Here is a 21,479-nt window from a genome sequence, read left to right on the forward strand (position 1 = left end):
AGCGCGTAGCGCTTGCCCTTGGGAATTGCGTCAAGACAAAGAGTTAGAGCAGTTCGCCGTTTCCGTGAAACGGTGTACTGCTCTAACGTCATGGCAACATCGCGCAAGCGCGGCACTTCCACAAGCGCCAAGCCCAGCCGGCGCATGGTCACGCCGCCCTTTCGCCGGTCGCCATGGCGACGGCATCCGGCAGGCCCAGCCTCGGCCGCACCCAGGCGGCGAAGCGGCCGATCGCGTCATCGGCCTCCGGCGCCCGGCCGGCCATCATCTGGAAGGAGTGCAGCATGCCGTCGAAGACATCGAGGCGCGTCTCGATGCCCGCCTGCCGTGCGCGCTCGGCGAACATGCGGCTTTCGTCGACCAGCGCCTCGTCGGCACCGGCCTGCAGGAACACTGGCGGAAAGCCGCTCAAGTCGGCGTAGAGCGCGCTGACCTCCGGATCGAGCCGGTCGCGGTCGCCGATGAAGTTGGTCACCAGCCAGTCGACGGCCTCCCTGGCGAAGGCCGGATCCTTCTTCCGGTTGGTCTCGTAGCTGGCGCCGGTCAGTGCCATGTCGAACCAGCCGGAGATGATCAGCGTGGCGGCTGGCAACGGCCGGCCTTGCGAACGCAGCCGCTGCAGCACGCCATAGGTCAGCACCGCTCCGCAGGAATCGCCGGCAAGCGCGATCGATTTTGCGTCGACGCCCTGGTCGATGAGCCAGTTCCAGGCGGCCATCGCCGCCTCGAGCTGCGCCGGGTGCTTGGCCTGATGCGCCAGTGGATAATCGTAGGCCAGTGCCCGGCAGCCGACGGCCTTGGCCAGATGGCCGACCAGCTTGCGGTGCGTGTAGATCGAACCGCCGATGAAGCCGCCGCCATGGGCGTAGAACAGCACGCGCCGCGCGTCGGCGTCCTTCGGCACGATCCACAGCGCCGGCACGCCGCCGGCATCCACCTCGCTATAGTCGACACCGCCCGGCTCGCCGGTCAGCGCCGTCCAATGCGTGTCGTTGTAGTCGATGATCGCCTGCGGGCTGGTCAGCTTGCCCGCATTGGCTGCGATCGCCGCGTAGTGGTTCCTGTTTGCCTCGCTCTCAGTGCTCGCCATGATGGTCTCCCGGGGTTGCCGATCGCCGACTGCGACCTTCGAGAAGCAGAGACGGACGGGCGGGCAAAAAGGATACGCCGCCGATGCTTTTTCCCGAAGTTCGGCTAAGCCTCGCCTCTGAACATGGCCGCGTGGCGTTGGGCGAATTCGACGAACGGCGTCGGCCGCACGCCGAACATGTCGTGAGTCGCCAGATGCACCCGCGATTTCGGCCGCCGCAGCCGCTCGGCCAGTTGCTCGTCCAGCGCATCGGCGAAACCGGCCGGAATGCCGGCGGCCAGCAAATTGCGCCGCCGCTCCGCGGGGCTGATATCGACATAGCGGACCGGCTTGCCGATCGCCTGCGATATGCGCGCCGCGATGCCGGTCATGGTCAGCGCTTCCGGTCCGGTCATGTCGAGGCTCTCGCCTTCATGGCCGCCATCGCGCAGCAGCCGGAAGGCTACCTTGGCGATATCCTCGACGTCGACGGGCGACAGTTCGGTGTCGCCGAGCGCGAGGTGGAAAGCCCCCTCGGCGGCAATGGTCGGCGCGTCGCGCAGGTACACCTGCATGAACTGGCTGGGGCGCAGATGCGTCCAGGCCATGCCGGCCGCTTCCAGATAGCGCTCGACCTCCTCATGCATGCGCGTGAAGCGGAACTTCGTGGCGTCGTAGCCGATGTTGGATTCGGCACCGGAGAACTTCACCACATGCGCGACACCGGCCTGCCGGCAGGCATCGATGAAACGGCACTGCGTCTCCCTCATGTCTTCGGCGGCGGTCGAAATCATCAGGACGCGGTCGACGCCGTCGAGTGCCGCGCCCAGCGTTTCCGCCCGGCGCATGTCGCCCTCGACCAGTTCGACGCCGGCAAGTCCGCCGAGCCCCGCCATGGACGCCCGCTTCGGGTCGCGAACCAGCGCCCTCACCTCGTGTTTTTGCCGCGCGAACTCGCGCACGATCGCTTTGCCGTTCAGGCCCGTGGCGCCTGTCACCAGGATCATCGTCTTCTCCGTCTGGGATTGAGGCGGCCGCCACGCCGGCAACCGCACCTTGAAGACGAACAGGCGAGGGCAAAGGATTCTGGCCAAACGGTTTTTTTAGGAACCTCGCCGTACCCGATCACCGCGCCGGGGCGTAGCGGTTGACCACCATGCCGCAGGCATAGGCCTTCGAGCCGAGCAGGAGCAGGTTCTGGAAACCGCCCTGCTCGAAAATGCGGCGTCCCGCACCCAGCACCGCCGGGTTGATGAACAGCTGGAACTCGTCGACCAGCCCGGCCGCGATCAGCGCCGACGCAAAGCCGGCACCACCGAAGACGGCCATGTCGCCGCCCTCGCCCGCCTTCAGCGCGGATACTTCGCGCGGCAGGTCGCCGCTGACCACCGTCGTGCGCTCCCAGCGCGAGGTTTTCAGCCTGCCGCTCGGCACCACCTTCCGGGCCTCCACGATGCGCTGGGCGAAGGCGTGGAACGGATCGGCCGGAAACCTCTTCGCCGCATTGCCCCAATGGGTCAGATACCCCTCCTCGGCCATCTTGCGGCTGAGCAGGATTGTGTCGATCCCGGCGAAGATGGTGTTGAAGTCGCGCTTCAGCTCCTCGTCCCAGGCGCTGTCGTCGCCCCATTCCCAGAGCTGCCAGCCATGATCCTCATAGGCGCCGACGAAACCGTCGACCGACATCTGCATCTGAAGGATGAGCTTCTTCATCGTCGTCTCCCCGCGGGATCAAAAGAAAATTGCTTTACTTTTGGAACCATTGACGCGAGCCAAAAATGATGTCAATAGTAAAGTGATTTAAAAATGGAAGCATAGAGATGTCGACGCGTGAAAGATCCGGCTGTCCGATCAGCCTGTCGCTGGAACTGCTCGGCGACCGCTGGACGCTGCTCATCATCCGCGACCTGGCCTTCGCCGGAAAAAGGCATTTTCGCGAGTTCCTGCAGTCCGATGAGGGCATCTCCTCGCGCACGCTGGCGGAGCGGTTGCAGACGCTGCAGGACGAAGGCATCCTCACCCGCAGCGACGACCCGAGCCATGGGTTGAAGGCGATCTACCGGCTGACCGAGGCCGGCATCGACCTTTTGCCGGTGCTGGCCACGCTCGGCGCCTGGGGCAGCAAGCACCGCAAGGCCGACGGCCACCTGGCCCGGATTGCCGACGAACTGGCGGTCGGCGGCGAGCCGGCGCTGGAACGGATGAAGGCCGCGCTGCGGGCCGAGCATATTGTCTAGGCGCCGCCCCTCCTTCCCTCATCGGAACGGGTTTCAGCAAACGGTTTCCCTTGACAGAAATCACCTTTTGTTCTCTATTCGTTCGCATCTATCAGCAACTGCGGATGAGCGGTCGGGATGGAAACGACAGCCACCATCCTGCATGCCGATCTCGACGCGTTCTATGCCTCGGTCGAGCAGCTGCTCGATCCATCGCTGCGCGGCAAGCCGATCGCGGTCGGCGGCGGTGTGGTGCTCGCCGCCTCCTATGAAGCGCGCGCCTTTGGTGTGCGTGGCGGCATGCCGGGGCGCAAGGCCCGCGAGCTTTGCCCGCAACTGATCTTCGTCGGCGGCAATTTCAGCCACTACCAGCGGCTGGGCGACGCGGCGATCAAGGTGCTCGACGATTTCACGCCGGTGGTCGAGCGCATTTCCATCGACGAGGCCTTCGCCGATGTCGCCGGCTGCACGCATCTGTTCGGGCAACCGGCAGAGATCGCCACGGCGATCCGCCACCGCGTGCGCACGGAACTTGGCCTGCCGATCTCGATCGGCGTGGCCCGCACCAAGCATCTGGCCAAGATCGCCTCGCAGGTCGCCAAGCCCGACGGGCTGGTGGTGGTCGATCCCGGCACCGAGCTCGCCTTCCTGCATGATTTGCCGGTTTCCCTGATGTGGGGCGTCGGCCCGGCGACCAAAGCGCGGCTGGCCGAGATCGGCGTGGAGACCATCGGCCAGCTGGCCAGGACGCATAGCGGCGCGCTGACGCGGCTGCTCGGCCCCGCCGCCGGCGAAAAGCTTGCCGCCCTGTCGTGGAATCGCGATCCGAGAAAACTGGAGACCAGGCGCCGGGCACACTCGGCAGGCGCGCAATCGGCGCTTGGCCAGAAACCCGCCGTGGCGCGGGTGATCGTGCCCACCTTGCTCCACCTGGCCGACCGCGTCGCCAGCCGCCTGCGCGCCAAGGCGCGGCCCGGCCGCACGGTGACGGTGCGCGTGCGCTTTGCCGATCTCAGCGCCGTCACGCGCTCGATCACGCTAAAGCAGCCGATCTCCGCGACCACCATGCTGGCCGAGATCGCACAGGACCTGGTGCGCGGCGTGCTCGCCGATCATCCCCGGGAAAAGACGATCTCGCTGCTGGCGATCTCGGTTTCGCATCTGGAGGAGAGCGCCGAACTGCAGCTCGACCTGCCGCTCGGCCTCGCCGACGAGAAGCGCCGGCCGGGCAGCAAAAAAGGCCTTGCCCGCTTCGGCGCCGACCGCGCCATCGACAAGATCCGCGAGCGCTTCGGCAAACAGGCCGTCGGCTACGGCACCGTGGCGTTGGAAGCGGCGCGCTCCGTGCCCGACGAATTCAGGGAACTGGCGGAGAAGGAACTGTGAGCAGAAGAAAGCTCCAACGTCAGCTACGGTAGGTGGCCGACGCTAGATGTCAGCAATCTCAAAACTACATAGTTAGCAGTATTTGATCTCCTGAGCGATGAGGCGGAGAAAGCGCATCGGCGACCTTGGGAGTTGCGGCATAATTCGCGCCATTGAATGTTGAGTAGATTAAACGACCAGTAAATTCATATAGAAGAGAGATCGCAAGCCAAACGGATTGTTCGCCAAATTCCGCTAAGCTACCAAACTCTGATGAGGTAGCAAAAATTCCATGTTCGACAATCAAAATCGCGTCAATAGCACTATTATCAACTAATTTCTGCCTGACAATATCTGCACGCGACCATCCCTTGAAACCAATAGCTATAAAAGGAATGCGAGGCGATGGTCGAGATCCTATTATTAAGCCAGAGGGAGAGCTCCTTTTTATTTTTGAAAGCGAGTTCGCAGTGTGAATAACTTCTTTCCATTGCGCCTGTATATCGGATTTTATTTCGAGGGTCGCGGCAACAGTTTCAGCAAGATAGAGTCGATGATGCGGACTGCCAACAGCGGGCAGTGATGGCCCGAGGGGAAACTCTACAACGACATCTATTTGACCTGATTGATTGCCTTCCAAGTCCACGACATCGCCAGAACCAAATCTGTAAATTGGTGGAAATACATCCTTAAGAAATCCATCTACAAAGGTTTCGCGCTCACGCCCTTTCGTAGCAGCAGACATAGGTGCACTTGCTTCGTAGCTGGCCATCAACTGCTTTCTAATACCACCGAGGCGACGCAAGACATTATCAACGGGCACACCAGCCTCCAGACAGTTGACAGGATTGAGTGTCGAAATTTCACAATGGAAATAGACCGCCTGACAGGTAAATCATCTTGCAGCCGGATAATGAGATATCGTACGTTCCGATTTACAGTTTATGCTCACTTAATTCATTCAGATTGGCTACAGCGCCTTGTTAAGATCGATCAAATATCCAGCCGCCTTCAGTTCCTTCGCAAGTAAAACCTTCCAAATTCCGGAATCGTCAACCTTCGTGTAGATCACACCATCGAAATCACTCGGGGTTTCGACATCACCTCTTACTAGGGCAGCCACATTGGAGGGCCCCAATCGGCCAAGAAAGAAGCCCAATTCGAGGATTACATTTTGGCGGGCGCGTTTCATTCCCGATACCAGCTCATCGTCCGGTGACATAAGGACAATAGCGAACCCAATACTGTCCGCTTCGTCTCGAAATTTCTCAATTATGGTCCGCCCTTTATTGGCCTGCTCGTGGAGAATGATAGGCTCATAACCAAGTCTCGTCACAAAACGGGCGACAGATTCCTTCGTTCCGTTATCATGGCCATGGACGATAAAGATCTTGTTTGACCGATTCCCATCGAATACAGCCTTCTGAAGCCGCTCCCCACCAGATAGATCCGCCGCCTCCTCTATTCTTTCATCAAGTAGACGGATTGCCGCCTGCAGCAATTGAATAGAACGATTTCGATCTTCCGCAACATGCTTTACCTTGTCATGGTAAGCAACATCACCTCCCAATATAAGCGGCCAATCGAACTTAGAAGCCGGGAAATACCGATTATACTCGATACTTCCTTTTCCAAAGGTCTCGTCAAGAGCGGTTTCTACCGACGTCGACAATGGTCGCACTGTGGCCCAAGGGTCATTTTGATCAAGGGTCTTGGGATCGAATTCCGTAACCTCGGCCAGGCGCTTCTCCAGGCGGCGCTTTCCACGTCGCATGTCGTCGGGGGTTAGGTGAGCAGACTTTGGAGCGTCCATGCTAGGTTTTCGTACCACTACCGAATCCTTCGAAAAACAGATGAACTCGAAGCAGAGAAAGCAAAGATGTCACGCTGAGGCAACAGACCTCGCCCTGCCAAAAGCGTAGTACACTGGATTAAGTTATCGCGGGGCACCAGAAAAGGTGATGACACGACCACCCAAGCCCGGCCGTCGCCGTGAAATGCTTGCCAAACCGCGCCATGCCGCCCATACAGCCTCTCGGGCGGATCGCGCATCCTGAGAGGTCCTCGCCTCTCCCATCTCGCCGGGATACTGTCCGATGTCCGCGACGCCGTACCCTTGGTCGAAGCCTTGACGGCCTCCTCCCCAGCCTCGTCACCATCGCTTGTCCACCTTGGCTGGTCGGATTTCTTCGCCGATCAGCTTGAACTGGGCGAGGCAAGCCTGATCCCGACCCGCATCGCCATGGTCCACCGTGACCGGCTGAGCGGCCTGTCCCAGGCAGGGCAAACCGACCTGACGCTGGCGCCGCAGGCCACCACCGGAGACTATGCCGTCGGCGACTGGGTGCTCGTCGAGCCGCATGATCAGCTTGTGAAGCGTCGCCTGACCCGCAAGACGGTTCTGGAGCGCCGCACCCAGGGCGGCCGGGTGCCGCAGCTGGCCGCGGCCAATGTCGACACGCTGTTCATCGTCACCTCCTGCAATGCCGACTTCAACATCGCGCGGCTCGAGCGCTATCTGGCGCTGGCCAACGAGGCCGGAACGACACCCGTCATCCTGCTGACCAAGGCCGACACGGCTGAAGACGCCGAGGCGTATCAGCGCCAAGCCGCCGCGCTGCAGCGCGGATTGACCGCGGTGACGCTGAACCCGCGCATAGCGGGTGCCGCGACCGCCCTCGCCGCCTGGTGCGGCGCGGGGCACACGGTGGCGCTGATCGGTTCCTCCGGCGTCGGCAAATCGACGCTGGTCAACACGTTGGCCGGATCAGCGCGGCAATCGCCGCAGCAGACCGGAGCCGTTCGCGAACACGACGACAAGGGACGCCACACCACCACGGCACGGTCGCTGCATGCCATTGCCGGCGGCGGCTGGGTGATCGACACGCCGGGCATGCGCACGCTGCAGGTCAGCGACGTCGGCTACGGCATCGACACGCTGTTTGCCGAGATCACCGAGCTTGCCCCACTTTGCAAGTTCCGCGACTGCACCCATGTGCACGAACCGGGCTGCGCGGTGCAGGCTGCCATCAAGGCCGGCACGCTCGATCCCGAGCGCCTGGCCCGCTGGCGCAAACTGTCCGGTGAAAACCAGCACAACACGCCGGTGCGGACAGGACCACGCGGCGCCAAGTCCTCCGCCGGCCGCGGCAAGCGGCGCTGAACGGCCGCCCTACTGCCCTACTGCCCTACTGCCCTACTGCCCTCAAAGCCGGGCCGTGCCGAAAACCCTGTCCCAGAAAATCGACGTCACACCGAAATTGGCGGTGTCGTCGATATGGTGGTGCACGGCATGGCGGCGCTTGAGCGTGTAGAGGTAGCTCGGATGCGAGGGATGCCAGTGATGGATCATGTGATGAACGCTGATGTACCAGAGATAGCCCAGCATCAGCCCGCAACCGACCGCGCTGGCGATCGCGAAATCCGAGAGCATCCAAACGGGCAGTACGATCAACGCATGCACACCGAGACTGAGCCAGGTCGGCGTGCCCACAGAACTGCGCTCCTCGACATGATGACGATCGTGCAGATCCCTGATGTAGGGAACGTGATGAAGGACGAAGCGGTGCAGGACGTATTCGATCAGCGTCCACAGGCCCAGGCAGATAAGCACCGTGCCGATCCAGTCCGGGGCGCTCTCTTCGCCTGCCTCGATCAGCCCGGCGATCCCCAGTACGGCGATCACCAGCGGATAAACCACGAAATCGCTGTAGTAGCCGATCAGACCCAGTTGCATTTCGGACGTCCCACCTGACTTCGACGCAACCCAAACCATGCTGTCAGATTGCAAGCCCCCGCAATGGGGTGCAATGCGGATGCACCTGACATAACGTCGCAATCTCCCGGCGCAAGACCGGCGCCCATGATCCACGCAGAATCAGGTGAGCGCCGACTTCGCACCGGCGCCGCAAACGGACACACAAAAATGGCAAAACGCAGTGCAGGCCTGCTGATTTATCGCCGAGGCGATGGCGATGTCAGCGTGCTTCTGGTTCATCCCGGCGGCCCGTTCTGGGCGAAGAAGGACGACGGCGCCTGGTCGATCCCGAAGGGGCTGGTCGGCGAAGACGAGGACGAACTCGCCGCGGCGCAACGCGAGACCGCGGAAGAGCTAGGCATCAAGGTCGGCGGACCTTTCACGCGCCTCGGCGACTACAGGCAGCCGGGCGGCAAGATCGTCATCGCCTGGTCCGTCGAGACCACAACCGGGATCGATGTGGCCGCCATCAGCAGCAATACCTTCACCATGGAATGGCCGCCGCGATCCGGGTCGATGAAGGAATTTCCCGAGGTCGACAGAGCCGGCTGGTTCAGCCTGCCCGAGGCCGAGGTGAAAATCCTTGCCGGGCAGCGCCCGATGCTGGCTGACTTGGCGAAGCAACTGGGCTGAGTGATCTCCCCGCTTGTCGAGAGATCCGCTGTCATCCTCCAAACCGTGCCGCCGTCCAGGCCCCGCCTGCGGCATTCGACTCCACCGCCGCCGCGACAAACTTCACTCCCCGTGCGCCATCGACCACGTCGGGCACCTGTGCCGCGCGTGCCGGATCGACCGTACCGCCAGAGCGATGGGCGCGGATGATATCAGCGGCGTCGCGATAGAAATTGGCGAAGGCCTCGATATAGCCTTCCGGGTGCGCCGCCGGCATGCGCGACACGCGCCGCGCCTCCGCCGTCGATCCGTGGCCGCCGCGCACCAGCGTGCGGGTTTCCTCGCCATAGGGCGAAAAGCGCAATTCCTCCGGCCGCCCACCCGACCATTCGAGCCCGGCCTTGTCGCCATGGATGCGCACGGAGAGATCATTGTAGTGGCCAGGCGAGGTCTGGCTGGCCAGGATCGTGCCGCGCGCCCCGTCCGTCCAGCGCACCAGCACATGCGCGTTGTCGTCGAGCCGGCGCCCGGGCACGGCGGTGAACAGGTCGGCCGAGACCGCCTCGGCCTCGCGCCCGGAGATGAAGCTCGCCAGGTTGAAGGCATGCACGCCGATATCGGCCAGGACGGCGGACTGCCCTGCCCTTGCCGGATCGGTGCGCCACTCCGCCTGCTTCTGGCCCTCGGCGTCGATCGGCTTGGTCAGCCAGTCTTGGATATAGGCGCCATGCACCGACACGATCCGGCCGAGCTCGCCCGCCATCACCATTTCGCGCGCCTGGCGCACCATGGCGTAGCCGGTGTTGTTCAGCGTGACGACGAAGCGGCGTTTTTTCGCCTTCGCCAGCGCCACCAGCGCCTCGGCATCGCCGAGCGTCGTCGACAGCGGCTTGTCGCAGATGACGTCGATGCCGGCCTCGAGGAAGGCGGTGGCGATCGGCGCATGCAGATGGTTGGGCGTGACGATGACCACCGCCTCGATACCGTCCGGCCGCGCGGCTTCGGCCTTGGCCATGGCATGGTAGTCGGCATAGCTGCGTTCCGGCGCGATGCCGATCTCGGCGGCCGAAGCGGCGGCGTTCTCCGGGTCGGACGACAGCGCGCCGGCCACCAGCGCGATCTGGTCGTCGAGGCGCATCGCCAGCCGGTGCACCGCGCCGATGAAGGCATTGCGGCCGCCGCCGACCATGCCGACCCTCAGGCGCTTGCCCGCCGACCCATCCGATGTTGCGTAGACCATGTTATTTCCTCCGGGCAGATCATTGGCGACGCGCCAAGCCTCAAGCTCGGCTACCACTTTCGAACATAATTTCCAATTTCCATATTGTAATACGATCGTGCCGCGCTAGCCTGAACATCATGAGTGGGGCGGGCAAATCATCGGGACGGTCTCTCAGCGACGAGGCGGCGACGCGCAAGCGCGGGCGCTCGCTGGCGGCATTGGGCTATATCCAGCCGCAGACCTATGAGGAGCTGCGCGCGGTGCTGTCGTCCGGTACCGTGCATTTCCCCAAGCGCCTGCGCCAGGTGGCGATTTTCCTTTGGCAGCATCCGAGCGATGTCGCGCTCGGCACCATCGCCCAGGTGGCCGCACAGGCCGGCGTGCAGCCGTCGACCCTGGTGCGCTTCGCGCAGATCTTCGGCTATTCCGGTTTTTCCGATTTCCAGGGCCTGTTCAAGGAGCACATCAAGGGGTCGTGGCCGGATGGGCGCGGCGAGCCTCGGACCGAGGCCGAACCCAATGCTCTCCTGCATTTCCTGCATGGCATGGTCGGCGCCTCGCAGGCCTCGCTTGGCCGCGTCGAGGCGGGCTTCGACGTCGGGAGTTTCGAGAAGATGGTGGAGGTGCTGGCGGCCGCCGACCTGATCTATGTCATCGGCTCCAAGCGCGCCTTCCCTGTCACCACCTATCTGTCGCTGACGCTCTCCCAGCAGGGCGTGCGCAACGTGCTGGTCGACAATGTCGGCTCCACCGCGCTCGACCAGGTCGGCTGCATCGGCGGCCGGGATGCGGTGCTGGCGGTGTCCTTCAGCCCTTACAATTCGATCACGCCCGACCTCGTCGCGGTGGCGCATGAGCGCAAGGCCCGCATCGTCACCATCACCGACAGCACGTTCAGCCCGCTGATCCGGCTGTCGGACAGCTGGCTGGAGGTGGTGGAATCCGACTTCGCCGGCTTCCGCTCGCTGGCGGCGTCGCTGGCCGTCGGCATGGCGCTGGTCCAAGGCGTCGCGGCAAAGCGCGGCACATGAGGTGGTGCTGGCACAATTGACTATCGGGAATTGTCGTTCCATATTTCAAAAAATAGAAACTTTGTTCCGGGAGGAGGAATGGAGATCAGGCTCGACGGCAAGGTGATATTGGTCACCGGGTCGACGCAAGGCATCGGCCGCGCCATCGCCGAGACGCTGGCGCGCTCCGGCGCGGCCGGGCTGCTGGTCACCGGCCGCGAGAAGTCGCGTGGCGATGCGGTGGCGGCCGAGCTTTCGCGGCTGGGCACGCCGGCAGTCTTCGTCGCCGCCGACCTCGGAGACCCGGCGACCCCTGCCCTTTTGGCGCGGGCCTGCGTCGAGCGCTTCGGCCGCATCGACGGTCTCGTCAACGCGGCGGGGCTGACCGACCGCGCCTCCTTCCTCGATGCCAGCCTCGACGATTGGGCCTCGCTGTTCGCCGTCAACGCGCGCGCGCCCTTCTTCCTGATGCAGGCGGCCATCGCCGACATGAAGAAGCGCGGCGAGCGCGGCGCCATCGTCAACATCCTGTCGATCAATGCCCATTGCGGCTCGCCCGAGCTTGCCGTCTATTCCGCCACCAAGGGCGCGCTGGCGACGCTGACCAAGAATGCCGCCAACGCGCATCGTTTCGACCGCATCCGCGTCAACGGCATCAATGTCGGCTGGACCGACACGCCGGCCGAACGCACCATGCAGTCCGAAACGCTCGGCCATGGACCGGGCTGGCTCGACGCCGCCAACGCCGCGCAGCCTTTCGGCAGGCTGCTCGAGCCGGGCGATATCGCCAGCCTCGCGGTCTTCCTGCTTTCCGACGCGGCCGGGCCGATGACCGGCGCCGTCATCGATCAGGAGCAGTCGGTGATCGGGGCGAACCGGTGAACGCTGCTCCCAACTCGCCGGAAACGCTCGGGCCGGCCTTGCTTGACCGGCTTCCGTCCGCGGTCCAGACACCGTCCTATGACCGGGCGGCGTTGACGCCCGGCATCGCGCATCTCGGCGTTGGCGCCTTCCACCGCTGCCACCAGGCCGAATACACGGACGACCTGCTCTCGCTCCAGTTCGACCGCTGGGGCATCGTCGGCATCAACATCCGCCCGCCCCGCCTTGCCGACACGCTTGGCCGTCAGGGCGGGCTCTATACGCGGCTGATCCGCGAGAACAGCCATGTCGAGGCACGCGTCATCGGCAGCATCGTCGAAGTGGTCGACAGCCAGGACAGCGCCGCGCCGGCGCTCGACGTGCTGGCCTCCCCCGACATCGAACTGGTGACGATGACGGTGACGGAAAAGGGCTATTGCCACATCCCGTCCAGCGGCGCGCTCGATCTCGGCCATCCCGATATCGTCCATGATCTCGCCAACCCGCAAGCACCGCGCAGCGTGCCCGGCATATTGACGCGGGCGCTGGAACTGCGCCGCGCCACGCATGGCCGGAAGCTGACGCTGCTCTCCTGCGACAACATCCCGACCAATGGCGTCATCCTCGAAAATGTCGTGCGGACCTTTGCCGAACGGCGCGGCAATGGCCTGGCCGACTGGATAGCGGCCAACGCCGCCTTCCCTTCGGCCATGGTCGACCGCATCGCACCGGCGGTGACCCAGGACGATCTCGACAGCGTCGAACAATGGTTCGGTTACCGCGATGCCGCCGTTGCCGTCGGCGAGCCGTTCCGGCAATGGGTGATCGAGAAGAAATTCGCCGGCCGCATGCCGCGCTGGGATCTGGCCGGCGCGACCTTCGTCGAAGACGTGACGCCGTTCGAACATCTCAAGATGCGGGTGCTGAACGGCGCCCAGACGACGCTTGCGACCCTCGGCGTGCTGGCCGGACTTGAACACACATTCGATGCCGTCGCCGACCCGCTGCTGTCGGTCTTCGTGCACCGCATGCTCGTCGAGGAAACGCTGCCGACGCTGATGCCGGTACCCGGCATGGAGCCGCTGGCTTATGTCGAGCAAAGCCTTGGCCGGCTGAGGAACACGGCGATCCGCCACCGCAACCACCAGATCGCCACCGACGGCTCGCAGAAGATCGTGCAGCGTCTGCTCAACCCGATCCGCGACCGCTTGCGGCAGGGCCAGGGCATCGGCCTTCTGTCGGTGCCGGTCGCCGGCTGGATGGCTTACCTCGTCCAGGCCTCGGCCCGCTTCGGCAAGCGCTGGCCGGTGTCGGACCCCTATGCCGGCAAGGTCGCCGAGATCGCGGACATGACCGGGCGCGATGCACCGGCGCTGGCCTGCGCCATTCTCGCGATCGACACGATTTTCGACCCTGGCCTCGCCGCGAACGCTACCTTCCGCGAGGCCGTGACCTCGGCGCTTGGCGCGTTGCTGTCGGACGATCCGATGGCGGGTGTCAGGCACAGTCTTGAACAAGATGAGATCGCGAGGTTGAAGCGATCCAAACAATCGGCATTATAGGCACTGGCTTTAGGGGAGGCATGATGAAACTTGGTGTGCTTACGGCACCGTTCGCGCAGACGCCGCTTGGCGAGGTTGCCGGCTGGGCGAATTCCGTCGGCTTCGAGGCGCTGGAGATCGCCTGCTGGCCGAAAACATCTGGCGCGACCCGCCGCTATGCCGGCACCAGCCACATCGACGCGGATGGCACCTCCCCCGCGCAGGCCAAGGAAATCGTTGCCTCGCTGGCGCAGAAGAACCTCACTGTCTCGGGCCTCGGCTACTATCCCAACCCGCTGCATCCGGATGCCGCGCACCGCGAGGCGGTCATCGGCCATCTGAAGAAGGTGATCGTGCTGGCCGCCAATATGGGCGTGCCGGTCGTCAACACCTTCTGCGGCGGCGATGCGTCCAAGACGGTCGACGTCAACTGGCAGGACGCGCTGAAGATCTGGCCCGAAATCGTCGCCTATGCGCGCGGGCACGGCGTCAAGCTCGCTTTCGAGAACTGCCCGATGATCTTCAGCCATGACGAATGGCCGGGCGGGCACAACATCGCCTATTCGCCGCAGGTCTGGCGCCGCATCCTGGAGACCTGGGGCGGCGATGTCGGCATGAATTTCGACCCCTCGCACCTGGTCTGGCAGATGATCGACCAGGCCCGCTTCATCAGGGAGTTCGGCCCCTACATGCTGCATGTCCACGCCAAGGACCTGATGATTGATCATGATGGTTTGTACGAGCGCGGAATCCTTTCGGCTGGCATAGGCTGGCAGGTGCCGCGCATGCCGGGGCTGGGCGATGTCGACTGGAGCGGCTTCTTCTCCGGCCTTTACCGCGCCGGTTATGATGGATCCGTCATCATCGAACACGAGGACAGGCGATTTGAAGGCAGCGACGACCAGGTGAAGCGCGGTTTCCTGCTCGCCCGCGACGTGCTGCGCCCCTTCGTCAAATGAATGAGAGCGCGCCGCATGACTCACTTTGTCAGCGGCGTGTTCCAACAGGTTGAAACTGAAACTGAAAACAATGTGGAGGAGTATTGAAATGAAGAAAATCCTGACCATGGTCCCGCTACTGGCGGGCGCGGCCTTGCTGGCCTCGGTGGGCGTCTCGTCGGCCGCCGGCAAATACACGATCGGCATTTCCAACACCGTGCAGGGCAATGGCTGGCGCGAGGAGATGGTCTGCGCCATGAAGGCGCAGGCGCTGGCTTCGGGCGAAGTCGCCAAGCTCAACATCGCCCACCGCAACACCGACGCCGCCGGCCAGTTGGAAGATATCCGCAACCTGATCAGCGCCAAGGTCGACGCCATCGTCGTCAACCCCGCCGATCCGGCCGGCATCAAGGCGGGCCTGGAGGAAGCCACCAAGGCCGGCATCGTCGTCGTCGCCGTCGACCAGGCGGTCACCGAACCGTCGGCCTACATCATCTCCAACAACCAGGAGCAGTATGCCTATCTCGGCGCCAAGTGGCTGTTCCAGCAGATGGGCGGCAAGGGCGAGGTGTTCTACATGCGCGGCGCCGCCGGCGCTTCCGCCGACTCTGATCGCGACAAGGGCTTCAAGAAGGCGCTGGCCGAATTCCCCGATGTGAAGGTCGCGCAGGAAGTCTTCACCGGCTGGCAGCAGGACCAGGCCAAGCAGCAGATGCTGTCTTTCCTCGCCACCGGCACGCCGTTCAACGGCGTCTGGACGTCGGGCATCGACAACGTCATCGTCGACGCGCTGGTTGAATCGCAGGCGCCTTTGGTACCGGTGGTCGGCGCCGACAATGCCGGCTTCGTCGGCCAGTTGAGCTCGGTCAAGGGCCTCGTCGGCGCTGCCGTCACCAACCCCGGTTCGATCGGCGGCGCGGGTGTGACGCTGGCCTTGCAAATCCTCGACGGCAAGAAGCCGGCACAGCAGACCGTGCTGGTCGACCCGCAGCTGTGGGAAAACGCCACCGAAGAAGGCAAGGCCAAGCTGAAGGCCGCCGCCGACCCCTCGCTCAGCCCCGAATGGCCGGTCTCGATCTCCATCCCGGACTGGACGACGTACACGAAGGACCAGATCGTGGCGTGCAAGGGTCCGGGCGAGTAAGGGCTGCGCCTCTGCCTTCTCCCCTTGTGGGAGAAGGTGGATCGGCGCGCTAGCGCCGAGACGGATGAGGGGTGTTCCAGGGAACGCCGACGCCTCACTCCGCTGGAACACCCCTCATCCGTCGCCTTCGGCGACAGCTTCTCCCACAAGGGGAGAAGGTGGAGCTTTTCAGCAGTACGCCGCGCACAAGCCTGGCGTACTGGTGCATTGAGCAGATCCCATAAATCGAGACCCGAACCATTTGACCACCAGCCCCCTCCTCGACGCGTCAGGCGTCGCCAAGAATTACGGCGCGGTCGCCGCATTGCGCAACGCATCGCTCTCCGTGCTACCGGGCGAGGTGCATGCGCTGATGGGCGCCAATGGCGCCGGCAAGTCGACGCTGGTGAAGATCCTGACCGGTGCTATCCAGGCCAATGCCGGGCGCATCCTGATCCGGGGCGAGGCGCGTGACATACGCTCGCCCGCCGCCGCCCGCCGCGCCGGACTGCTGCCGGTCTACCAGGAGCCGTCGCTGATCCCCGATCTCGACGTTCTATCCAATCTGCGGCTCACCGGCACGCCGGTGGAGCCGTTCCGCGCCTGGGTGCGCGAGCTCGGCATAGCCGACCTCGACCTGCGCGACACCGCGCGCGACATTCCGCTGGCCGTGCTGCGCGTGCTTGACCTTGCCCGCGCGCTGGCCGTCGAGCCCGATGTGCTGCTGCTCGACGAGATGACGGCCGCGCTCCCGGCCAACCTCGCCGAAAAGGTGCTCGAAGTGGTGCGCCGCCAGGGCGACGCCGGCCGCGCCGTGATCTTCATCTCGCACCGCTTCGTCGAGATATCGGCGCTCTGCGACCGCGCCACGGTGCTGCGCGACGGCGAGACCGTCGGCGTCGTCGACATCGTGCCGGGCATCGAGGAGAAGATCGTCGAGCTGATGCTCGGCACCCGCATCGTCAAGACCCATGTCGCCGCCCGCAGCGCCGCCGAGAAGGCCGCGCCCGCCCCTGCCCAACCGCGCATCGCCGTGAAGAACCTGCGCGTCGGCACCAAGCTCAACGACGTCTCCTTCGATCTTGGGGATGGCGAGGTCGCCGGCGTGGTGGCGCTGGAAGGCCAGGGCCAGGACGAATTGTTTTCCGCCCTTGCCGGTTCGATCCGGCCCTCCGGCGGCACGATCGAGGTCGACGGCCATCAGGTGAAATTCTCGCATCCGATCGACGCCATCCGCTCGGGGATCGCCTATGTGCCGGGCGACCGTTCCGAGGCGCTCGCCATGCAGCGTTCGGTGCGTGAGAACATCGCCCTGCCCTTCAGCGCCGCGCTGCGCAACTGGGGCCCCATTCCCATGCGCCGCGAGCGCGCCAAGGTGCTCAGCGCCATCGAGCGGCTGCAGATCGACACCCGCGCGCAAGGCGAGGTGCAGCGCCTGTCGGGCGGCAACCAGCAGAAGGTGACCATCGCCCGCTGGATCGCGGCCGACGCCCGCACCATCCTGTGCTTCGACCCGACGCGCGGCATCGATGTCGGCACCAAGCAGGAGATCTACAAGCTGCTGCGCGAACTTGCCGGCCACGGCAAGTCGGTGCTGTTCTACACCTCGGAACTCGAAGAGGTGCAGCGCGTCTGCGACCGCGTCATCGTCATCTTCGGCGGCCGCCTGGTCGACATCTTCCCGGTCGAGGAGGCCGACGAACCGGCGCTGATGCGCGCCGCCTACGGCCTGCCGCGCGGCGCCAAGGCCGATGTCGGCATCCTGGCGGCCCCCACCGCCAATGCCTCCGATGCGCCGGAGGCGAAGCCATGAGCCATTTCCTGCGCCGCCAGGGCTGGGTCATCGGCCTGTTCGCCCTCCTCGTCGTCCTGTTCATCGCCACCAAGCTGATCCAGCCCGGCTATGGCAGCGGCGATTTCGGCTCGCTGGCGCGGGCCGTGCTGCCCTACGCCTTCGCCGTCGCCGCGCAGACGGTGGTGGTCATCGCCGGCGGCATCGACCTGTCGGTCGCCGCCATGATGGCGCTGACCAGCGTCACCGCCGCCTCGATGATGGCGGGCGCGTCGGAAGAATACGCGCTGTTCGTCGTGCCCTTCGTGCTCGCCATGGGTTTCGTGCTCGGCGCGCTCAACGGCCTGTTGATCGTCGTCACCCGCGTGCCCGACATCGTCGTCACGCTCGCCATGCTGTTCGTGCTGCAGGGCGCGGCCCTCCTGGTGCTCGATGCGCCGGGCGGCGCCGCCGCCGAATGGCTGAAGGCGCTGATCTCCGGCACCGTGCCGATCCCAGGCCTGCCCGACGCCATCGACGCCTGGCTGCCCAAGGCGCTGCTGGTGCTCATCGTCTGCCTCGCCATCATCTGGATACCGCTGCGGCGCTCGCGCCTCGGCCTCTCCATCTACGCCATCGGCTCGAGCGAGCTGGCCGCGTTCCGCTCAGGCGTGCCGGTCAAGCGCACCCGCATCATCGCCTATGCGCTGTCGGGCCTCTTCGCCGCCTTCGGCGGGCTGGCGCTGACCATGAGTACCGGCATCGGCGCGCCCATCCCCGGCCCCTATCTCCTGGCCAGCGTCGCGGCGGTGGTGCTGGGCGGCGTGGCGCTCGGCGGCGGCAAGGGCGGCCTGCTCGGCCCGATCATCGCCGTCTTCGTGCTGCGCCTGGTGCGCACGGATCTCACGCTGCTAGCCATCGACCCCAACGTCACCGCCATCATCGAAGGCGCCATCATGGTCGCCGTCGTGATGTTCGGCGCGTTCATCACCATGCGGAGCCGGCAACAATGAGCAACGCCGCGACTGTTCCCCAAACCATCCCCTTCGGCCGCCGCCTGAAGCGCTTCATGGCCGACCGGCCGCTGGTGCCGCTGATCATCCTGCTCGTCATCCTGGTGGTGATCCTGCAGATCCTGCGCCCCGGCATCGTCAACGAGCGCTGGATCGCCAACACCATCAAATTCGCCATTCCGCTGGCGATCCTGGCCGGTTGCCAGACCATGACCATGCTGACCGGCGGCATCGACCTGTCGGTCGGCACGGTGGCGACGATGAGCGCCTTCATCATGGCGACGCAGATCGTCAACCAGGACCCTTCCATCGCCTTCCTGCTGGCGATGATGCCGGCCCTGCTGATCGGCCTCGTCAACGGCATCGGCGTCGGCGTCTTCCGCGTCCATCCGCTGATCATGACGCTGGGCACCAGCCTGATCGGTACCGGCTGCCTGCAGGTCTACCAGCGCACGGTGATCGCGTCGGGCGCCAAGATCCCCGACTTCCTGGCCTGGCTCGGCACCGGCGTCACCTACGGCTTCCCCAACGCCTTGCTGCTGTTCATACCGCTGGCTGCCCTCATCGTCTTCACGCTGGCCCGCACCGGCTTCGGCCGCCTGCTCTACGCCGTCGGCGACAATGAGCGCGCAACGCGCCTGTCGGGCGTGCGATACTGGCAGGTCATCACCGCGCTCTACATCACGTCAAGCGTGCTCGCCGGCATCACCGGCCTGCTCTATATCGGCCTGATCAAGGCCCCATCGCTCTCGCTGGCCGAACCCCTGGTCCTGCCCTCGGTCGCCGCCGCCGTCATCGGCGGCACCTCCATCTTCGGCGGCCGCGGCGGCTACACCGGCACCATCATCGGCGCCCTGATCCTCACCGTGCTGACGACGCTGCTGACGATCCTGCAGATGCCGGAGGGGGCGCGGCGGATCTTGTTCGGGCTGATCGTGCTGTTTGTCACGGCGGCTTATTTGCGGATTGTGGAGGAGCGGTGAGAGTTGATAAAGCCCGCAGAGGGAGCGCATGCCGGGCCAGTTCACAATCGGTGTCGTCGGCTACGTCCTGGCGGTAAACCTGCTGGCACACGCCGCCATGGCGTTCAACAAGTCCAGGGCCAGGAACGGTTTACAACGCATTCCCGAGGCGACGCTTCTGACCCTTGCCATGATCGGCGGCGGCATCGGAACCATGATCGCGCAGCAAACGATCCGGCACAAGACGCGCAAGGAGCCGTTCCGCTCCACGCTCGTTGTCATCGCCCTGCTCCAACTCCTCGCCCTGATCGCGCTTATAGTCGGATTGCTCACGACGGGATCGCCCGAAGCGCTCTGGCAATTCCTTACGTCGTGACGGCCGCTTATCCGCGGATTGTCGGGGCGCGGCATGTCCCGTTTCGACTTGATGCGCTTCAGCCTTCTCGCGTGCCGCGATACATTTCCAGGGCTCGGTCCCTGGCCATGGCGTGGTCCACGATCGGTGACGGATAGTCCTTTCCGAGGCAAAGCCCGCAATCCCTGAGGACGGCTGCCGGCGCTTCGAAGGGGCGATGGATGTAGCGGTCGGGCAGCCTGGCCAGTTCGGGAACATAGCGCCTGATGTAGCTGCCTTGCGGATCGAACTTTTCGCCCTGCAGCACGGGATTGAAGATGCGGAAATAGGGCGCGGCGTCGGCGCCCGATCCGGCCACCCATTGCCAGCTTGCCGGATTGCTGGCGGCGTCCGCGTCCACCAGCGTGTCCCAGAACCAGTCCTCGCCGGTGCGCCAGTCGATCAGCAGGTCCTTGACCAGGAAGGATGCCGCGATCATGCGCACGCGGTTGTGCATCCAGCCGGTCTGCCACAGCTCGCGCATGCCGGCATCGACGATCGGATAGCCGGTCAGTCCGCGCTGCCAGGCCTTCAGCGCAGCGGGCGCGCTTTGCCATTCGAAGGCTTCGAAGGCCGGGCGAAAATTCTCCTTGTGCAGGCGCGGCCGGTTGAACAGCAGATGGTAGGAGAACTCGCGCCAGCCGACTTCCTTGCGGAAGGTGTCGGCGTCCTTGCCGCGCCTGCGCCGCAGCGCCGCCATGATCTGGAAAGGCGTTATCTCGCCATGCGCCAGATGCGGCGACAGGCCCGACGTGCCATCAATGCCGGGCAGGTCGCGGTTCTCGGCGTAGTTGTGGAGGCCATCCTCGACAAACCGCGCCAGCCTTTCCCGCGCGCCCTGTTCGCCGGGCTGCCAGCGTTGTGCGAGGCCCGACGACCAATCCGGATTCCTTGGCAGAAACCCGAACGCGTCGAGCCTGTCGGAGGCAAGCTTGCCCTTCCATCCCGTGAGCGAGGCCGGCGCATCGATCGGATCGCGCACATCGTCCTCGGCCAGCCTTCTGTAGAAGGGCGTGAACACCTTGTAGAAATCGCCGGATTGCGTGGCGAGGCGTGACGGCTCGTGCAGCAGGAACCCGTCATGGCTTTTCGCTTCCAGCCCTTGCTCGCGCAGGCCGGACTTCAGCGCCTTGTCGGCATCGATGCCGGCTGGAGAATACCGGCGATTCCAGTACACGGCGCCCGACCCCGTCTCCTTGACGGCCTCGGCCACGATCTTCTCAGTCGCCCCCCGCCGCAGGAAAAGCTTGCCGCCAAGCTGCTCCAGCGACCGCTCCAGCGCCGCAAGCGAATGGTGCAGCCACCAACGGCTGGCTCCCCCAAGCGGCCGCGCGTCCTGCCCGCTCTCATCCAAAATGAAAAGCGGCACGACCGGCCTGCCCGTAGCGCCCGCCGCCGCCAGCGCCCCATTGTCCGCAACACGCAGATCGTCCCTGAACAGGACGATTATCGGGCCTGCTTGATTTCGCTCCAAACCTGCTCCTTCCAGACAAAAGAAATGGCAACCAGCGATGCGAGGCAGCCCTGCGACAGCCACCGGCTTGAAAACATGCCGGCGTCGTCGATGTCCTTCATCATCTAGAGCGCCGGCCGGTCAGTGACCAGCACGATTGCGGTGTGGGAGG

22 protein-coding genes are annotated in these 21,479 nt (G+C 64.5%); 13 read left to right on the plus strand and 9 right to left on the minus strand.

Annotation, left to right across the window (positions count from 1 at the left end):
* Nucleotides 1-148: 148 nt before the first annotated feature.
* The 3 genes from AC07SZ_RS09285 to AC07SZ_RS09295 all read right to left on the minus strand — a co-directional run bounded on the left by AC07SZ_RS09285 (nucleotide 149) and on the right by AC07SZ_RS09295 (nucleotide 2,782).
* On the minus strand, nucleotides 149-1,090 hold the full coding sequence (locus AC07SZ_RS09285; protein WP_494914017.1) for an alpha/beta hydrolase: 942 nt from the start codon (nucleotides 1,088-1,090) through the stop codon (nucleotides 149-151).
* A 104-nt stretch (nucleotides 1,091-1,194) separates the two neighbouring features.
* Entirely contained in the window at nucleotides 1,195-2,076 is an 882-nt protein-coding gene (locus AC07SZ_RS09290; protein ID WP_494914018.1) for an SDR family oxidoreductase, read from the minus strand.
* Nucleotides 2,077-2,194: 118 nt separating this feature from the next.
* Nucleotides 2,195-2,782, minus strand: a complete 588-nt coding sequence (locus AC07SZ_RS09295) for a dihydrofolate reductase family protein (protein ID WP_494914019.1) — start codon at nucleotides 2,780-2,782, stop codon at nucleotides 2,195-2,197.
* A gap of 107 nt (nucleotides 2,783-2,889) precedes the next feature.
* Here AC07SZ_RS09295 and AC07SZ_RS09300 point away from each other — a divergent pair, with 107 nt between their 5' ends.
* Nucleotides 2,890-3,306: a winged helix-turn-helix transcriptional regulator gene (locus AC07SZ_RS09300; protein WP_494914020.1), complete on the plus strand. Its 417-nt coding sequence runs from the start codon at nucleotides 2,890-2,892 to the stop codon at nucleotides 3,304-3,306.
* Between the two features lie 117 nt (nucleotides 3,307-3,423).
* Nucleotides 3,424-4,671, plus strand: coding sequence for a DNA polymerase IV (gene dinB / locus AC07SZ_RS09305; protein ID WP_172372961.1), 1,248 nt, complete (start codon nucleotides 3,424-3,426; stop codon nucleotides 4,669-4,671).
* A gap of 64 nt (nucleotides 4,672-4,735) precedes the next feature.
* On the opposite strand, the gene AC07SZ_RS09310 is transcribed toward dinB, so the two are convergent.
* The gene (locus AC07SZ_RS09310) at nucleotides 4,736-5,473 is read right to left on the minus strand and encodes a DUF6602 domain-containing protein (protein WP_494914021.1); all 738 of its coding nucleotides are present in this window, start codon (nucleotides 5,471-5,473) and stop codon (nucleotides 4,736-4,738) included.
* 147 nt (nucleotides 5,474-5,620) lie between these two features.
* The gene (locus AC07SZ_RS09315) at nucleotides 5,621-6,463 is read right to left on the minus strand and encodes a TIR domain-containing protein (RefSeq protein ID WP_056571360.1); all 843 of its coding nucleotides are present in this window, start codon (nucleotides 6,461-6,463) and stop codon (nucleotides 5,621-5,623) included.
* A 315-nt stretch (nucleotides 6,464-6,778) separates the two neighbouring features.
* Here AC07SZ_RS09315 and rsgA point away from each other — a divergent pair, with 315 nt between their 5' ends.
* The gene (rsgA, locus tag AC07SZ_RS09320; RefSeq protein WP_244494078.1) at nucleotides 6,779-7,813 is read left to right on the plus strand and encodes a ribosome small subunit-dependent GTPase A; all 1,035 of its coding nucleotides are present in this window, start codon (nucleotides 6,779-6,781) and stop codon (nucleotides 7,811-7,813) included.
* A gap of 42 nt (nucleotides 7,814-7,855) precedes the next feature.
* On the opposite strand, the gene AC07SZ_RS09325 is transcribed toward rsgA, so the two are convergent.
* Entirely contained in the window at nucleotides 7,856-8,386 is a 531-nt protein-coding gene (locus AC07SZ_RS09325; protein WP_056571356.1) for a sterol desaturase family protein, read from the minus strand.
* Nucleotides 8,387-8,575: 189 nt separating this feature from the next.
* On the opposite strand from AC07SZ_RS09325, the gene AC07SZ_RS09330 reads away from it, so the two are divergent.
* Nucleotides 8,576-9,040, plus strand: a complete 465-nt coding sequence (locus tag AC07SZ_RS09330) for an NUDIX hydrolase (RefSeq protein ID WP_056571354.1) — start codon at nucleotides 8,576-8,578, stop codon at nucleotides 9,038-9,040.
* Between the two features lie 31 nt (nucleotides 9,041-9,071).
* Here the strand turns inward: AC07SZ_RS09330 and AC07SZ_RS09335 are convergent, their stop codons facing one another.
* A complete protein-coding gene (locus AC07SZ_RS09335; protein ID WP_056572115.1) occupies nucleotides 9,072-10,259 on the minus strand; it encodes a Gfo/Idh/MocA family protein in 1,188 nt (395 codons plus the stop codon).
* Between the two features lie 119 nt (nucleotides 10,260-10,378).
* Between AC07SZ_RS09335 and AC07SZ_RS09340 the strand changes: the two genes are divergently transcribed.
* The 9 genes from AC07SZ_RS09340 (at nucleotide 10,379) to AC07SZ_RS09380 (ending at nucleotide 19,836) form a co-directional block, all read left to right on the plus strand.
* Complete coding sequence (locus AC07SZ_RS09340; RefSeq protein WP_056571352.1) at nucleotides 10,379-11,272, plus strand: MurR/RpiR family transcriptional regulator; 894 nt, start codon at nucleotides 10,379-10,381, stop codon at nucleotides 11,270-11,272.
* Between the two features lie 78 nt (nucleotides 11,273-11,350).
* Nucleotides 11,351-12,133: an SDR family oxidoreductase gene (locus AC07SZ_RS09345; RefSeq protein ID WP_056571349.1), complete on the plus strand. Its 783-nt coding sequence runs from the start codon at nucleotides 11,351-11,353 to the stop codon at nucleotides 12,131-12,133.
* On the plus strand, nucleotides 12,130-13,674 hold the full coding sequence (locus AC07SZ_RS09350) for a mannitol dehydrogenase family protein (protein ID WP_494914022.1): 1,545 nt from the start codon (nucleotides 12,130-12,132) through the stop codon (nucleotides 13,672-13,674). The genes AC07SZ_RS09345 and AC07SZ_RS09350 overlap by 4 nt, the downstream gene beginning before the upstream one ends.
* A 23-nt stretch (nucleotides 13,675-13,697) precedes the next feature.
* Nucleotides 13,698-14,612, plus strand: a complete 915-nt coding sequence (locus AC07SZ_RS09355) for a sugar phosphate isomerase/epimerase family protein (protein ID WP_056572113.1) — start codon at nucleotides 13,698-13,700, stop codon at nucleotides 14,610-14,612.
* Between the two features lie 88 nt (nucleotides 14,613-14,700).
* On the plus strand, nucleotides 14,701-15,735 hold the full coding sequence (locus tag AC07SZ_RS09360) for an ABC transporter substrate-binding protein (protein WP_056571345.1): 1,035 nt from the start codon (nucleotides 14,701-14,703) through the stop codon (nucleotides 15,733-15,735).
* A 241-nt stretch (nucleotides 15,736-15,976) separates the two neighbouring features.
* The gene (locus AC07SZ_RS09365; protein WP_056571343.1) at nucleotides 15,977-17,527 is read left to right on the plus strand and encodes a sugar ABC transporter ATP-binding protein; all 1,551 of its coding nucleotides are present in this window, start codon (nucleotides 15,977-15,979) and stop codon (nucleotides 17,525-17,527) included.
* The gene (locus AC07SZ_RS09370) at nucleotides 17,524-18,498 is read left to right on the plus strand and encodes an ABC transporter permease (RefSeq protein WP_056571341.1); all 975 of its coding nucleotides are present in this window, start codon (nucleotides 17,524-17,526) and stop codon (nucleotides 18,496-18,498) included. The genes AC07SZ_RS09365 and AC07SZ_RS09370 overlap by 4 nt, the downstream gene beginning before the upstream one ends.
* Nucleotides 18,495-19,481, plus strand: a complete 987-nt coding sequence (locus AC07SZ_RS09375; RefSeq protein ID WP_056571339.1) for an ABC transporter permease — start codon at nucleotides 18,495-18,497, stop codon at nucleotides 19,479-19,481. The genes AC07SZ_RS09370 and AC07SZ_RS09375 overlap by 4 nt, the downstream gene beginning before the upstream one ends.
* Before the next feature lie 28 nt (nucleotides 19,482-19,509).
* The gene (locus AC07SZ_RS09380) at nucleotides 19,510-19,836 is read left to right on the plus strand and encodes a DUF1294 domain-containing protein (RefSeq protein WP_056571336.1); all 327 of its coding nucleotides are present in this window, start codon (nucleotides 19,510-19,512) and stop codon (nucleotides 19,834-19,836) included.
* Nucleotides 19,837-19,894: 58 nt separating this feature from the next.
* On the opposite strand, the gene AC07SZ_RS09385 is transcribed toward AC07SZ_RS09380, so the two are convergent.
* Both AC07SZ_RS09385 and AC07SZ_RS09390 read right to left on the minus strand, forming a co-directional pair.
* On the minus strand, nucleotides 19,895-21,328 hold the full coding sequence (locus tag AC07SZ_RS09385) for a cryptochrome/photolyase family protein (RefSeq protein ID WP_494914023.1): 1,434 nt from the start codon (nucleotides 21,326-21,328) through the stop codon (nucleotides 19,895-19,897).
* On the minus strand, nucleotides 21,301-21,432 hold the full coding sequence (locus tag AC07SZ_RS09390; RefSeq protein ID WP_274534574.1) for a hypothetical protein: 132 nt from the start codon (nucleotides 21,430-21,432) through the stop codon (nucleotides 21,301-21,303). Before AC07SZ_RS09390 ends, AC07SZ_RS09385 begins: the two co-directional genes overlap by 28 nt.
* Nucleotides 21,433-21,479 lie beyond the last annotated feature (47 nt).

Source organism: Mesorhizobium sp. GW821-FHT07A06 (assembly GCF_059419085.1).

What these genes read in the sequence shown, in the direction of transcription:
- AC07SZ_RS09285 (WP_494914017.1), bottom strand. Translation starts at nt 1,090, where the DNA reads ATGGCGAGCACTGAGAGCGAGGCAAACAGGAACCACTACGCGGCGATC.
- AC07SZ_RS09290 (WP_494914018.1), bottom strand. Translation starts at nt 2,076, where the DNA reads ATGATCCTGGTGACAGGCGCCACGGGCCTGAACGGCAAAGCGATCGTG.
- AC07SZ_RS09295 (WP_494914019.1), bottom strand. Translation starts at nt 2,782, where the DNA reads ATGAAGAAGCTCATCCTTCAGATGCAGATGTCGGTCGACGGTTTCGTC.
- AC07SZ_RS09300 (WP_494914020.1), top strand. Translation starts at nt 2,890, where the DNA reads ATGTCGACGCGTGAAAGATCCGGCTGTCCGATCAGCCTGTCGCTGGAA.
- dinB (WP_172372961.1), top strand. Translation starts at nt 3,424, where the DNA reads ATGGAAACGACAGCCACCATCCTGCATGCCGATCTCGACGCGTTCTAT.
- AC07SZ_RS09315 (WP_056571360.1), bottom strand. Translation starts at nt 6,463, where the DNA reads ATGGACGCTCCAAAGTCTGCTCACCTAACCCCCGACGACATGCGACGT.
- AC07SZ_RS09325 (WP_056571356.1), bottom strand. Translation starts at nt 8,386, where the DNA reads ATGCAACTGGGTCTGATCGGCTACTACAGCGATTTCGTGGTTTATCCG.
- AC07SZ_RS09330 (WP_056571354.1), top strand. Translation starts at nt 8,576, where the DNA reads ATGGCAAAACGCAGTGCAGGCCTGCTGATTTATCGCCGAGGCGATGGC.
- AC07SZ_RS09335 (WP_056572115.1), bottom strand. Translation starts at nt 10,259, where the DNA reads ATGGTCTACGCAACATCGGATGGGTCGGCGGGCAAGCGCCTGAGGGTC.
- AC07SZ_RS09340 (WP_056571352.1), top strand. Translation starts at nt 10,379, where the DNA reads ATGAGTGGGGCGGGCAAATCATCGGGACGGTCTCTCAGCGACGAGGCG.
- AC07SZ_RS09345 (WP_056571349.1), top strand. Translation starts at nt 11,351, where the DNA reads ATGGAGATCAGGCTCGACGGCAAGGTGATATTGGTCACCGGGTCGACG.
- AC07SZ_RS09355 (WP_056572113.1), top strand. Translation starts at nt 13,698, where the DNA reads ATGAAACTTGGTGTGCTTACGGCACCGTTCGCGCAGACGCCGCTTGGC.
- AC07SZ_RS09360 (WP_056571345.1), top strand. Translation starts at nt 14,701, where the DNA reads ATGAAGAAAATCCTGACCATGGTCCCGCTACTGGCGGGCGCGGCCTTG.
- AC07SZ_RS09370 (WP_056571341.1), top strand. Translation starts at nt 17,524, where the DNA reads ATGAGCCATTTCCTGCGCCGCCAGGGCTGGGTCATCGGCCTGTTCGCC.
- AC07SZ_RS09375 (WP_056571339.1), top strand. Translation starts at nt 18,495, where the DNA reads ATGAGCAACGCCGCGACTGTTCCCCAAACCATCCCCTTCGGCCGCCGC.
- AC07SZ_RS09380 (WP_056571336.1), top strand. Translation starts at nt 19,510, where the DNA reads ATGCCGGGCCAGTTCACAATCGGTGTCGTCGGCTACGTCCTGGCGGTA.
- AC07SZ_RS09390 (WP_274534574.1), bottom strand. Translation starts at nt 21,432, where the DNA reads ATGATGAAGGACATCGACGACGCCGGCATGTTTTCAAGCCGGTGGCTG.